General features: G+C 67.7%; 9 protein-coding genes and 3 pseudogenes. 3 read left to right on the top strand and 9 right to left on the bottom strand.

The window, feature by feature from the left end; all coding sequences use genetic code 11:
* The 5 genes and pseudogenes from NI18_RS28035 to NI18_RS11965 form a co-directional block, all read right to left on the bottom strand.
* Positions 1–220 (bottom strand): annotated as a pseudogene (locus tag NI18_RS28035) (hypothetical protein); the annotation flags it as partial.
* Complete coding sequence (locus tag NI18_RS27025) at positions 157–459, bottom strand: hypothetical protein (RefSeq protein WP_037530058.1); 303 nt, start codon at positions 457–459, stop codon at positions 157–159. The gene NI18_RS27025 and the pseudogene NI18_RS28035, both read right to left, overlap by 64 nt.
* Positions 452–1,830 (bottom strand): annotated as a pseudogene (prsR, locus tag NI18_RS11975) (PEP-CTERM-box response regulator transcription factor). The gene NI18_RS27025 and the pseudogene prsR overlap by 8 nt, the downstream one beginning before the upstream one ends.
* Positions 1,827–3,887 (bottom strand): XrtA/PEP-CTERM system histidine kinase PrsK, encoded by a 2,061-nt coding sequence (gene prsK, locus NI18_RS11970; RefSeq protein ID WP_052149168.1) that lies wholly within the window; start codon positions 3,885–3,887, stop codon positions 1,827–1,829. The pseudogene prsR and the gene prsK overlap by 4 nt, the downstream one beginning before the upstream one ends.
* 7 nt (positions 3,888–3,894) lie before the next feature.
* Positions 3,895–5,283 (bottom strand): TIGR03013 family XrtA/PEP-CTERM system glycosyltransferase, encoded by a 1,389-nt coding sequence (locus NI18_RS11965; RefSeq protein ID WP_037530057.1) that lies wholly within the window; start codon positions 5,281–5,283, stop codon positions 3,895–3,897.
* 161 nt (positions 5,284–5,444) lie between these two features.
* Here NI18_RS11965 and NI18_RS11960 point away from each other — a divergent pair, with 161 nt between their 5' ends.
* Positions 5,445–6,521 carry a mannose-1-phosphate guanylyltransferase/mannose-6-phosphate isomerase gene (locus NI18_RS11960; protein ID WP_084215175.1) on the top strand — a complete coding sequence of 359 codons (1,077 nt, stop codon included), beginning with the start codon at positions 5,445–5,447 and terminating at the stop codon, positions 6,519–6,521.
* Between the two features lie 197 nt (positions 6,522–6,718).
* On the opposite strand, the gene groL is transcribed toward NI18_RS11960, so the two are convergent.
* From groL to NI18_RS11945, 4 genes are all read right to left on the bottom strand, one after another.
* Entirely contained in the window at positions 6,719–8,365 is a 1,647-nt protein-coding gene (gene groL, locus NI18_RS11955; RefSeq protein WP_031394280.1) for a chaperonin GroEL, read from the bottom strand.
* Between the two features lie 75 nt (positions 8,366–8,440).
* On the bottom strand, positions 8,441–8,755 hold the full coding sequence (gene groES / locus NI18_RS11950; protein ID WP_037530059.1) for a co-chaperone GroES: 315 nt from the start codon (positions 8,753–8,755) through the stop codon (positions 8,441–8,443).
* A 126-nt stretch (positions 8,756–8,881) separates the two neighbouring features.
* Positions 8,882–9,073, bottom strand: coding sequence for a hypothetical protein (locus NI18_RS28030; protein ID WP_347574852.1), 192 nt, complete (start codon positions 9,071–9,073; stop codon positions 8,882–8,884).
* The gene (locus tag NI18_RS11945; RefSeq protein ID WP_347574851.1) at positions 9,067–10,176 is read right to left on the bottom strand and encodes an MATE family efflux transporter; all 1,110 of its coding nucleotides are present in this window, start codon (positions 10,174–10,176) and stop codon (positions 9,067–9,069) included. The genes NI18_RS28030 and NI18_RS11945 overlap by 7 nt, the downstream gene beginning before the upstream one ends.
* Positions 10,177–11,039: 863 nt before the next feature.
* Here NI18_RS11945 and sppA point away from each other — a divergent pair.
* Both sppA and NI18_RS11935 read left to right on the top strand, forming a co-directional pair.
* The gene (sppA, locus tag NI18_RS11940) at positions 11,040–12,914 is read left to right on the top strand and encodes a signal peptide peptidase SppA (protein ID WP_037530056.1); all 1,875 of its coding nucleotides are present in this window, start codon (positions 11,040–11,042) and stop codon (positions 12,912–12,914) included.
* Between the two features lie 39 nt (positions 12,915–12,953).
* Positions 12,954–13,507, top strand: a pseudogene (locus NI18_RS11935) (N-acetyltransferase family protein).
* Positions 13,508–13,580 lie beyond the last annotated feature (73 nt).

Below are 13,580 nucleotides of genomic sequence, written 5' to 3'. Positions count from 1 at the left end.
CGGCCTGGCGCGGTGCGGCGCGGTCAGCCGCCTCGATCGCACCGACCGGGTCATTCTGGAGCAGCCGCGCCTGCGCCTGGAACGGGTAGAGCGTGGCGATCGCGATGCCGGCATCGCGCGCGCGGGTCAGTTCGGCCTCGGCCGCGAGTCCGTCGCCTAGTTCGAGCAGCGCGCGCGCAAGGACGACATGCGCAGGCCCGTTCGACGGTGCCGCCGCGATCGCCGCCTGTGCATTGGACCGGGCCGCGCTGTAATTGCCCGACTGAACGTGATCCGCGCGTCGCGGAGCAAGCGTCGCGCATCGGGGGGATCGCGCCGCAGCGTCAGCAGCGTCGCCGTCCCCGCGACCGCCACCACGAGCAGCGCGATCGCCAGCAGACGGGCATGGCTCCGCGTGAACACACGCCGGCGCCGGCGCGCGCGTCCGCGCCGCAACAGCGGATATTGCGGGTCACGCATGGAGATCATAGCTTTTGAGCAGATCGTACAGCGTCGGCCGGCTGATCCCGAGCAGCCTGGAGGCGCTCGAGATATTGCCCCCGGCACGGCTCAGCGCTCGACGGATCGCCTTGCGATCCGCCACCTCCCTCGCCGCCCGCAGGTTCAGCCCGTCGGCCGTGTCGGCGGTACCGCCGAGGTCGAGATCGGCAGCGGTAATCAGCTTGCCGTCGGCCATGATCACCGCGCGCTTGATCCGGTTTTCGAGCTCGCGGACATTGCCCGGCCAGCTCCAGCCATCGATCGCCGCGCGCGCATCGGGGGCCAGGCCGGTCACGCCGGCATTCATCGTCCTGGCGTACTTCGTCAGAAAATGCCGCGCGAGCAGCGCCGCGTCGCCGCTGCGCTCGGCTAATGAGGGGATCCGGACAACGATTTCCGCCAGCCGATAATAGAGATCCTCGCGGAACCGGCCCGCCGCGACCATCGCGTCGACATCCTGATGCGTCGCGCAGACGATCCGCGTGTCGACCGGAATCGCCTTGCGGCCGCCGACCCGCTCGATCACCCGTTCCTGCAGGAACCGCAACAGCTTGACCTGCAGCGTCAGCGGCACGTCGCCGATCTCGTCGAGGAACAGCGTGCCACCCGCCGCCTGTTCGATCTTGCCCTCGGTGGTCTTGATCGCGCCGGTGAACGCCCCCTTTTCATGACCGAACAGCTCGCTTTCGAGCAACGTCTCGGGAATCGCCGCGCAGTTGATCGCGACGAACCTGCCCCGCGCGCGCGGCGACGCATCATGGATACCGCGCGCGAGCACTTCCTTGCCCGTTCCGCTCGCGCCCAGCAGCATCACCGCCACATTGGCGGGCGCGACCCGTTCGAGCGTCCGCGTCACCAGCGCCATTTCGGGCGAGGCAGCGATCACGCCGCCAAATCCCGCCCCGCCCGCTGCTACCCGCGCCGCAAGCCGCCGGTTCTCCGCCTCGAGGCCATGAACGTGGAACGCACGTGCGACGATCATCCCAAGCACGTCGATATCAATCGGTTTGGCATAGAAATCCCACGCCCCCTCCGCGATCGCGGTCAGCGCGCTTTCGCGGGCGCGTGCCCGGACGCGATGATCACCTTGGTATCGGGTTTCAGCGCGAGGATTTCGCGCAGCGTCGCAAAGCCTTCGGTGACGCCGTCGGGATCGGGTGGCAGGCCGAGATCGAGCGTGACGACGGCGGGTTCGTGCGCACGAACCGCTTCGATCGCGGTGGCGCGGTCGCTGGCGACGACGATCTCATAGCCCTCATACGCCCAGCGCAGCTGTCGCTGAAGCCCTAGATCGTCCTCGACGATCAGAAGCACCGGGCGCGCCGCCGCCGGTGATGCCGATGTGCTCATGCCGCCGCCTCCATCGTATCGGCCGCCGGCAACGATATGCGGAACCGCGTCCCCTCACCCTCCCGGCTGAAGACACCGAGCGATCCGCCCATCGCCTCGACCAGTTGCAGAGCCTCGAACGCGCCGATCCCGAATCCCAGCGGCTTTGACGAGGCGAACGGCCGGAACAGCTGATGGCGGACGAAGCCCGGGCTCATCCCGCACCCCTGGTCGATCACGTCGATCGCGATGGTCGCGCCGTTCGCCGCGACCGCGACGACGATCGGAGCGTCGCGGTCGCTCGCTTCGATCCCGTTCTGGATCAGATGTTCCAGCACCTGTTCGAGCCGTGCCAGCTGCGCGCGGGCGAGCACCTGTCCGGTCGCCTGTGCCGCGATCGGATGCTGTGCGCGACGTGCGCCGACGACGCGGTTGACCAGCGCTGCGACATCGACCGGCTGGAACGGCTCGCTGGGGGCCGCGTGCGTTTGTGAAAGCCGGGCGAGCAGCGCATTCATGCGATCGGCGGAGTCTTGGAGTGTGGCGACCATGTCGACGCGGAACGCCGGATTGTCGGCGTGACGCTCTGCGTTGCGCGCGACCAGCGTCAACTGGCTGACGAGATTCTTGATGTCGTGCAGGATGAACGCGAAGCGGCGGTTGAACTCGTCGAACCGCTGCGCGTCCGCGAGCGCGGCATGCGCGCGGTCCTCGGCAAGGTAGCTCGCTGCCTGCCGGCCCGCGACGCGCAACAGGTCGAAATCCTCCCAGTCCAGCGCGCGATCGACCGGCGGACGGGCGAGAATGATCGCGCCGACCAGCGCACCGCCATGCACCAGAGGCACGATGGCCCAGGCGGCGGGGCATGCGCTCAGCCAGTGCGGCACGCTCGCGATTTCCTCCGCCGGGGCCGTGCCGCGTCGTACGGGGTCGAGCTCGATGATCCGCAGACTGAGACGAAGACGCTCGGCCAGCGCCCGATCCGACCTCGTTGCCGACACCGTCGTCATCTCCCAGTTCCAGGCGGCGGCGCTGCTCATGCCCAGGCCGTCGGGGACCAGCAAGAGACCGCCAGGGCTGTCGGTCAGGTCCGCCACCGCCTTCACGATCCGTCCGTCGAGCGGCGCGGCGCAGACACCCGGTGCGCCCAGCGTCTCGGTAAAACGCTGCCACTCCGCGCGATAGTCATAGCGATGGCGAAACAGGTGCTTGGCGATCTTCACCTTCATCCATGCGCGCAGCCACGACGTCGCCAGCAGCCCGAACAGCGCGGCGGTCGCACCGCAGATGATCGCGGTCTGGATCAGCCGCGCATGGTCCCCGCCATAGGTATCGGCGACGCTGGTCGCGACGGCGGTGATCCCGACATAGCTGATCACCGCGATCGCGCCGAGCGACCGGGTGGCGACGCGCCGCGACACCGCGAACGTCCAGTCGCCGCGACGGGTAACCGCGACCAGCAGGAGCAGCGCCATGCCGATCATCGCGACACTGCGTACGGCAACGATCTCAGGCATCCAGCGCGGCGCGACATAGGCGCTGACCGCCACCAACAGATCGACGCTCCACATGATCGTGACCGCGACCACGACCAGCCGTCCGCCGTGCCACGCCGCGTCGGGCGAGGCCCGTGCTGCCTGATGCAGATGATGGACCAGCACCAGCGCGCTGATCGCCACCATCATCCCGAACACGAGCCGCGCCGATTCGGTCTGTGCCTGCGCATCGGCATCCATCGGCACCAGTTCGAGGACTGCGAGCAGCGCGCCGATCAACGCGATCGCCACGACGGTCCCATAGACCGCACCCAGCGCGCGATTGCCGGTGCGTTCCCGGCGTACGAGCGCGAACATGAAGCCGAGCCAGGCGATGGTACGCGCGCTCTCGGCGATCCGGGTGCTGACATCGCGAAAGTCGATGCCCGAGACTGCGAGCGCCCAGAGTGTCGTCAGGACGAGCGGACCGACAAAAGCCGCGTTCGACCAGCCGCCGGCCGGCCGCTGCGCCTGCCTGAACACGAGCGCGCCGAACAGCAGCGCGGCCAGCGCGTGCGTCCACAGGATCAGCAGCGCGATCATGCCACGTTCAGCGCGCGCCGGTCGGCCAAAGGACGACCCGGAGCGTCTGCAACAGGATCAGCATGTCGAGAAAGGGCGAATAATTCTTGGCGTAATACAGATCATATTCGAGCTTGTGCCGCGCATCCTCGATCGATGCGCCGTAGGGATAGTTGATCTGCGCCCAGCCCGTGATGCCCGGCTTCACCATGTGACGCTCGGCGTAATAAGGCAGCTGGGTTTCAAGTTCGTCGACGAATTGCGGCCGTTCGGGGCGCGGGCCGACAAAGCTCATCTCGCCGCGGAGCACGGTCCAGGTCTGCGGCAGTTCGTCGATGCGGACCTTGCGGATGAAGCGGCCGATCCGCGTGATCCGGGGATCGTCCTCCGCCGCCCAGACCGCCTTGCCCGCAATCTCGGCATCCTGCCGCATCGAACGGAGTTTCAGGATGTCGAACCCCTGATTGTACAGGCCGACGCGCCGCTGGCGGTAGAAGGCGGGGCCGCGTGACTCGAGCTTGATCGCAAGCGCGGTGACCAGGATGACCGGCAGCGTGGCCGCCAGCAGGATCAGGCTGGCGACAATGTCGAACGCGCGTTTGAACACGCTCGACAGCATCCGGCCGCTGGCGAAACCGTCGGAAAAGATCAGCCAGGACGGGTTCACGCTGTTGAGATCGATCCGCCCGGTCTCGCGTTCGAGAAAGGTCGAAATCTCGATGACCTGGACGCCGGTCGTGCGGACACGGAGCAGATCCTTGAGTGGCAGCGCGTTGCGCCGCTCTTCGAGCGCGAGGACAACTTCGCCTGCGTTCAGGTCGACGATATGCGCCGCCAGGTTCGGGATGTCGGCGCGCGGAATCGCACCGTCGACCACGGCCTCCGCCTCGCCCATCGCGACGAAGCCCGCTGCGACGAAGTTGATCCCAGGCTGTTGCGACAGAGCGAGGATGCGTGCGGCACGATGGCCCGCGCCGAGCACGACGATCCGTCGCTTGAACGTGTCGCCGCCTAGAGCGCGGCCGAGCACCGCGCGGACCGTCACCAGCAGGACTGCGGCGATCAGTGTCGCATAGAGCAGGTTCGACCGCCAGAAGGTGAGCGCGGGGACCAGGAAGAAGATCAGCGACTGGAAGATCACGCCGAGCGAGAAGGCGACCGCGAGCCGCGCGGCGGCGAACCGCAGCGACAGGAACGAGGCGACGCCATAGGCACCGACCGCGACCAGCGCGATCTGCAACGCCGCGGCAAAGGTCGCAAGCTGGAGCACGCGCGTGTGGATCGGCTCGACCGCCATGCCGATCTGATGCGCGCGGACCACCCAGCCGATCTCCCCCGCCACGACCAGCAACACGGCGTCGACGATGCCGAGCAGCAGCACCGCATAGGGGACGTAGTGTTTGAAGAGCCTGATCATCGTTCGGCGGGATCCCGACAGGGTGACTGTAAACGCACCCGACACCTAGCTGTCTCTTTGCACCAATTCGCAAACAAAGGCTGAAGACCGCGCGCTGGCGGGGTGGTTTGCGATTGGAAGTCCCGGATTGGTCGTTATACGGTCTCCCGAGTGGAGGTCGCATGACAGTTCGAACGATTATACCCGTGATTCTGTCCGGCGGTTCCGGCACCCGGCTGTGGCCGATGTCGCGTCCCGAAATGCCCAAGCAGATGCTCGCGCTGACCGCGGACCAGACCATGTTGCAGCTGACCGCAGGCCGCGCGCAGGGCGAACGTTTCGCCGCGCCGATCGTCGTCGCCAACGCCGCGCACGCCGATCTGGTCGAAGCGCAGCTGGCAGACGCGGGCGCCGAGGCACAGGCGCTGATCCTCGAGCCGATGGGCCGCAACACCGCACCCGCGATCGCACTGGCGGCGATCGCCGCGGGCGAGACCGGTGCCGGCAGCGGCGACGCGATGCTCGTCATGCCGTCCGATCACGTCATCGCCGACCTGCCCGCCTTCCACGCCGCGATCGCCGCGGCGTTGCCGATGGTCGCGCAGGGCTGGCTGGTGACGTTCGGCATCGCCCCCGACGCGCCTGAAACCGGCTATGGCTGGATCCAGGTCGGCGAGGAGCTGGCCGCGGGTGTCCACCGCGTCGCGCGCTTCGTCGAGAAGCCGCCGCTCGACAAGGCGGAGGCGATGCTGGCTTCGGGCGATCATGCCTGGAATGGCGGCATCTTCCTGTTCCGCGCCGATGCTTATCTCGCCGCGCTGGCGCAGCATGATCCCGGCATCCTGGTCGCGACGACCGATGCGATGAAGCTCGCCCGCCGCGAAGGCACGCGGGTCTATCCCGATGCCGAGGCCTTTGCCGCGTCGCCCGATGATTCGATCGACTATGCGGTCATGGAAAAGGCCGACCGCGTCGCGGTGGTGCCGGTGGCGATGGGCTGGAACGACGTCGGCAGCTGGGACGCGTTGCATGCGATCAGCGCGCACGACGAGGACGGCAATGCGCATCGCGGCGATGGCGACGGCAGCGTGCTGGCGATCGACACGAAGAACTGTCTGGTGCGCAGCGACGGCGTCAAGGTCGCGCTGGTCGGGGTCGAGGACCTGATCGTGGTGGCGAGCGGCAACGACGTGCTGATCATGCCGCGGGGTCGCAGCCAGGAAGTGAAGAAGCTGATCGCGGCGATGAAGAACCGCTGAGGCTTTTTCGGCAATAGTGAGGACGGACAAAGGGCCGGGGATCGCTCCCCGGCCCTTTTGCTTTGGGTCGTCTTGGTCGGAACGGAGGACCGGCAAAGCCGGCCCTTTTCGTCGGACGGGACTGGAGGCTTTCGCCGTCCAGCCCGCCGGCCGTTCTGATTTCGTGTCGGGAGGAGCGTCGCTCCTCCCGTTCGAAATCAGAAGTCCATGCCGCCCATGCCGCCCATGCCGCCGCCGCCGCCCATGGGCATGGCGGGCTTGTCTTCGGCCATTTCGCTCACGGCCGCTTCGGTCGTGATCAGGAGGCCTGCGACCGATGCCGCGTTCTGCAGCGCGGTGCGGACGACTTTGGTCGGATCGATCACGCCGGCTTCCACCAAGTTCTCGTAGGTGTCGGTCGCGGCGTTGAAGCCGATGTTCGAGTCGTTGCCGTCGAGCAGCTTGCCCGAAACCACCGCACCGTCATGACCCGCATTCTGCGCGATCTGGCGAACCAGAGCGGTCAGCGACTTGCGAACGATGTCGATACCGCGAGTCTGGTCCTCGTTCGCACCGGTCAGGCCGTCGAGCACCTTGGTCGCGTACAGCAGCGCCGTACCACCACCGGGGACGATGCCCTCTTCGACGGCTGCGCGGGTTGCGTGCAGCGCGTCGTCGACGCGGTCCTTGCGCTCCTTGACTTCGACTTCCGACGAACCGCCGACCTTGATCACGGCAACGCCGCCGGCGAGCTTGGCAAGACGCTCCTGGAGCTTCTCCTTGTCATAGTCGCTGGTGGTGTTCTCGATCTGGCGACGGATCGCTTCGGTACGGCCCTTGATCGTCTCGTGATCGCCGGCACCGTCGACGATGACGGTGTTGTCCTTGTCGATCGTGACGCGCTTGGCGGTGCCGAGCATGCCGAGCGTGACGGTCTCGAGCTTGATGCCGAGGTCTTCCGAGATCATCTCGCCCTTGGTCAGGATCGCGATGTCCTCGAGCATCGCCTTGCGGCGATCGCCGAAGCCGGGTGCCTTGACCGCTGCGACCTTCAGGCCGCCGCGCAGCTTGTTGACGACGAGCGTGGCGAGTGCCTCGCCCTCGATGTCCTCGGCGATGATCAGGAGCGGACGACCGGACTGAACGACGGCTTCCAGGATCGGGAGCATCGCCTGCAGGTTCGACAGCTTCTTCTCGTGGATCAGGATGTAGGGATCCTGAAGCTCGACGGTCATCTTCTCGGGGTTGGTGATGAAGTAGGGCGAGAGATAGCCGCGGTCGAACTGCATGCCTTCGACGACGTCGAGCTCGAATTCGAGACCCTTGGCTTCCTCGACGGTGATCACGCCTTCCTTGCCGACCTTCTCCATGGCTTCGGCGATCTTCTCGCCGACTTCACGGTCGCCGTTGGCCGAGATGATCCCGACCTGCGCCACTTCCTTCGAACCCGAAACCGGCTTCGAACGCGCCTTGACGTCCTCGACGACCTTGACGACGGCGAGATCGATGCCGCGCTTCAGATCCATCGGGTTCATGCCCGCTGCGACCGACTTCATGCCCTCGCGGACGATGGCCTGCGCCAGGACCGTCGCGGTGGTCGTGCCGTCACCGGCGATGTCGTTGGTCTTCGAGGCCACTTCGCGCAGCATCTGCGCGCCCATGTTCTCGAACTTGTCCTTGAGCTCGATCTCCTTGGCGACGGTGACGCCGTCCTTGGTGATGCGCGGTGCGCCGAAGCTCTTGTCGATGACGACGTTGCGGCCCTTGGGCCCCAGGGTCACCTTGACCGCGTCGGCGAGGATGTCGACGCCGCGGAGGATGCGCTCGCGCGCGTCACGACCGAATTTTACGTCCTTGGAAGCCATGTCAGCTACCCTTTCAAACGAATGTTGTGAATGTTGAGACGAAAACGGTATTTTTGAGCGCGGTCCGGACCAGCCCTAAAGGGCGATCCAGGCCACGTCGGCGTCAGCGACGATGCCCAGAATGTCCGATTCCTTCATGATCAGCAGATCTTCGCCGTCGACCTTGACCTCGGTGCCCGACCACTTGCCGAACAGGATCTTGTCGCCAGCCTTGACGTCGAGCGGGGTGATCGTGCCGTTCTCGGCGCGGGTCCCGGTGCCGATGGCGACGACTTCGCCTTCCTGCGGCTTTTCCTTGGCGGTGTCGGGGATGATGATGCCGCCAGCCGTCTTCTCTTCGGCTTCGAGGCGCTTCACCAGCACGCGGTCGTGCAACGGACGAAAGTTCATGGGATCCATGTCCTTTAGGTTTGTGACAGATTTCTGGCACTCGACGATATCGAGTGCCAACAGCCGTCATATGTGCCGCGTCCCCGGCATCGTCAACGGGCGTCCAAACGAAAATCGCGTCAATCGTTACATTCCGCGGGTCAGGACGAGCCCCAGCCGATCACGCCGCGACCAGCGCCACAGCAGCAGCACCGACACCACCGCGAGCCCTGCGAACAGCCCCCACCACACCCCCTCGCCCGCAAGCGGCGTGCGGAAGCCGAGCAGGATCGCGGTGCCGAAACCGATCACCCAATAGCCGAACAGCGCGATCAGCATCGCGTCCGGGTGTCCTGCAACCCGCGCAGCACGCCCGCCGCGACCGCCTGCGCGCCGTCGACGAGCTGGAACACCGCGGCCACGCCAAGGAACCGCAGCGCGAGCGCGACGACGACCGCGTTCTGCGGCAGGTCGGGATCGACATAGACGCCGATCATCAGCCGCGGCACCGCCCAGATCAGCAGCGCGCTGGCCGCCATGAAGCCGATCCCGACGACCAGCGCGACATTGCCCGCGCGGGTGATCCAGACCCGGTCCTGCGCGCCGTACGCCATGCCGACGCGGATCGTCGCCGCCTGCGCGACGCCGAACGGGACCTGGAACGCGACCGCGGCGATGTTGAGCGCGATCGCGTGCGCCGCGACCTCCGCGACGCCGATCAGCCCCATCAGCAGTGCCGCGCCGCCGAACAGCGCGCCTTCGAAGATCCAGGTCAGCATGATCGGCGTGCCGAGCCGGACGATCTCGTGGAAGCGCGACCATTCGGTCCGCCACCAGCGGCCGAACAGGTGGAAGCGCCGCAGCCGCCGGTCGGTCGTCAGGATCACGCCGTACGCGATCATCATCACGCCGAGGCTGGCGACGCTGGCAAGCGCCGAGCCCTCCAGCCCGAGCGCGGGGAAGCCGAGATTGCCGAACACCAGCAGCCAGTTGCCCGCGATCCCGACGAGCAGCGACAGCCCGGTGACGAGAAACGCCCAGCCCGGCCGGCCGAGCGCCGCCGCCGCGGTGCGCATGACGCCCGCGAGCACGCCGGGCAGCAGCGCAAAGGCGATGATCGTCATGAACCGGCCGGCGCGGCGCGCGACCTCCGGGTCCTGGCCGGCGAGCCGCATCAGCGTTTCGCCCTGTGTCAGGATCAGGATGACCGGCAGCGAGCCGAGGATGCCGAGCCACAGCGCCATCCGCACGCTGCGCCGGACCTCGCGCACGGCATGCGCGCGGCGGCCGAGTTCGGCGGCGATCAGCGGCGCCGCCGCGCTGGTCAGCCCGATCAGCGCGAACATCAGCAGGTTGAAGACGAACACGCCGAGCGTCGCGGCGGCAAGATCGACCGTGCCGAGGCGCGCGACGAAGATCACATCGACCGCGGACACCGCCATCTGGATCAGGTTCGCGCCGACCAGCGGCGTGGCGAGCCGCAGCAGCGCGCGAAACTCGGCGCGGGCATCGGCGGGCGCCGGGCCGGTGGCGATGGGAACGGGGTTCGATCACCCGGCCGCCCCTAGCGGGATTTACCGCGCGGGACACCTGGGATCTGTGCGGGGGGTGTGCGGGGGGGGGGCTGGCTGGCCAATGCCGTGGCCGTCCTGGGAAGGATCGGGGTTGAGCGTCTCCACCCCCGTCATCCGCCCCGCCTCCGTCATCCTGACGGAAGTCAGGACCCAGGGTCGCGGGGCGCTGTCCTGTTTGGCTCTGGATCCTGACTTTCGTCAGGATGACGGATTTGGGGGGCGGTGTGGTGTGATCGGGGCGGAGGTTTGCGTGGAAGGGCGGTGGGGTTGAACGGGGTTGGCGGCCCTGCCCTTCCCCGTTCGTCATCCTGACGCAGGTCAGGATCCAGGGTTGCGGGCGCTGTCCTGCTTGGCTCTGGGTCCTGACTTTCGTCAGGATGACGGAATTGGGGGCGGTGTGGTGTGATCGGGGCGGCGGTTTGCGTGGAAGGCGGTTGCGGCGGGCGGGTTGGCGGCCCTGCCCTTTCCGCTCGTCATCCTGACGAAAGTCAGGATCCAGGGTTGCGAGGTGCTGTCCTGCTTGGCTCTGGGTCCTGACTTTCGTCAGGATGACGGATGACGGATGACGGATGACGGATTGCGGTTGCCGGCGCGCGCGGGGCGGCACCGGCGGGCGACCGCCGTGCCAGAGATAAGCGTATTGCTCCCGCATGACACACGCGGCTATCGTCGACAGTGAACCGGCGTTGCCGGCATCGCACCAACGGCCGTGCCGGTATGAGGAGACGCAGGTGAAGCTGGTACGCGGCGCATGGAAGCTGTTGGTCGGGATCAAGGACGCACTCGTCCTGATCGCGATGCTGCTGTTCTTCGGTCTCGTTTTCGCGGCGCTCAACGCGCGGCCGGGGACCAAGGCGATCAAGGACGGCGCGCTGGTGCTCGACCTGAACGGCTCGATCGTCGAGCAGCCCGCCGAACCCGCCGCCTTTGCCGCGCTGTCGGGACAGAATACGCCGAAGCAGTTCCGCCTGCGCGACGTGGTGCGCGCGATCGATACCGCGCGGACCGATGGCCGGGTGAAGGCGCTGGTGCTCGACCTCGACGGCTTTACCGGGGCCTATCCCGCCGCACTGGGCGAGATCGGCGACGCGATCGCGCGCGTCCGCGCCGCCAAGAAGCCGGTGCTCGCCTATGCCACCGCCTATACCGACGGCAGCTACCGGCTGGCCGCCAATGCGAGCGAGGTCTGGGTCAATCCGCTCGGCGGCACGCTGTTCATGGGGCCGGGCGGCAACCAGCTTTACTATAAGGGGCTGATCGACAAGCTGGGCATCACGACGCATGTCTACCGCGTCGGCCGCTACAAGTCGTTCGTCGAGCCCTATACGCGCACCGACCAGAGCGACGATGCGCGCGCGGCGAGCCAGGCGCTGTACGGCACGCTGTTCGACCAGTGGCGCGAAGCGGTCGCCAAGGCCCGCCCCAAGGCGCAGATCGCGCAGTTCCTCGCGCGTCCCGACGCACTGGTGCTCGCCGCCAATGGCGACATCGCGACCGCGAACCTGCGCGCAGGGATCGTCGACAAGCTCGGCGACCGTACCGCGTTCGGCAAGCGCGTCGCCGCGATCGCGGGCGCCGACACGAGCAAGCCTGCGGGCAGTTTCAACACCATCACCTATGATTCCTGGGTCAAGGCCAACCCCCTGCCGACCGGCGGCGACGCGATCGGCGTGCTGACCGTGGCGGGCGACATCGTCGACGGCGAAGGCGGTCCTGGCACCGCGGCGGGCAAGACGATCGAGAAGGCGATGCTCGACGGGCTCGCCAAGAAGAACCTCAAGGCGCTGGTCGTGCGCGTCGATTCGCCGGGCGGATCGGTGCTCGCGTCCGAACGGATCCGGCTCGCGATCCTCGAGGCCAAGAAGAAGGGCCTGCCGGTGGTCGTGTCGATGGGCGGGCTCGCCGCGTCGGGCGGATACTGGGTGTCGACGCCCGCCGACGTGATCTTCGCCGAACCCGGCACGATCACCGGGTCGATCGGCATCTTCGGGATCATCCCGACGTTCGAGACCGCACTCGCCAAGATCGGCGTCACCACCGACGGCGTGAAGACAACGCCGCTGTCGGGCCAGCCCGACATCACCGGCGGCACGACGCCGATGTTCGACACGCTGATCCAAGCGGGGATCGAGAATGGCTATCGCCAGTTCATCGCGCGCGTCGCCGCGTCGCGCAAGCTGAGCCCGGCGCGGGTCGACGCGATCGGCCAGGGCCGCGTCTGGGATGGCGGCACCGCGCGCCAGATCGGGCTGGTCGACCGGTTCGGCACGCTGAAGGACGCGATCGCCGAGGCCGCCCGCCGCGCCAAGCTCGATCCCGCCAAGATCCATGCCGAATATCTCGAAAAGCCACCGGGCGTCCTCGCCCAGCTCGCCGCCGGTTTCGACACGGGCGACGACGACACCACGACCGGCAGCGACGCGTTCGGCCGGATTGCACTCGACCGCCGCCAGATGGTCGCGCGTGCGGTCGGCGACATGAAGCGGCTGGCGACGTCGGGCTCGATCCAGGCACGCTGTCTCGAATGCGGCGGCATCGGCCCGAGTGCCGGCGACGGCGGCGATGCGCGGCTGCTCGACCTGCTGCTGGCGCGGATCGGCCTGTAATGCCGGGCGCGTCGCCCGCGATCGGGGACGGCCGGGGCCATCACGATCCGGGCGGCGCGACCCGAGGACGCCGCCGCGATTGCCGCGATCTATGCGCCGCACGTGCTGGTGGGGACGGTCTCGTTCGAGACGGACGCGCCCGACGCGCGGCAGATGCGGACGCGGATGGCGGCGTCAGACGGGCTCTATCCCTGGCTGGTCGCGACGGTGGGGGATGCGGGCGGGGTGATCGCGTTCGGCTATGCCGGACGGTTCCGCGAACGCGCCGCCTATCGCTTCGTCGTCGAGACCACGGTCTATGTCGCGGATGCGGCGCAGCGCCAGGGCGCGGGGCGGCTGTTGTACGAGGCGCTGATCGACACGCTGCGCGCGCAAGGCTTCACCCAGCGATCGGGGTGATCGCGCTGCCCAATGACGGATCGATCCGGCTGCACGAATCGGTCGGGTTCCGCCGCGCGGGCGTCTACCGCGCGGTCGGGTACAAGAACGGCCAGTGGATCGATGTCGGCCATTGGCAATGCGCGCTGAACGACGCGGCGGTGCCGCCGGTCGAGCCGCGCCGCTTTGCCGAGGTCGGTGTCGTGCGGGGCTGACTGCGGACTAGCGGCGTGCGCGGTAGGCGGGCAGCGCGAGGTGGAAGCGGATCGCGGCGGCGCGCAGGCTGAA

It is taken from the genome of Sphingomonas sp. Ant20 (genome assembly GCF_000783375.1).
Lineage (GTDB): Bacteria > Pseudomonadota > Alphaproteobacteria > Sphingomonadales > Sphingomonadaceae > Sphingomonas > Sphingomonas aerolata.
The sequence above is the reverse complement of the archived record's forward strand: the minus strand, read 5'-3'. Positions and strand labels throughout refer to the sequence as shown.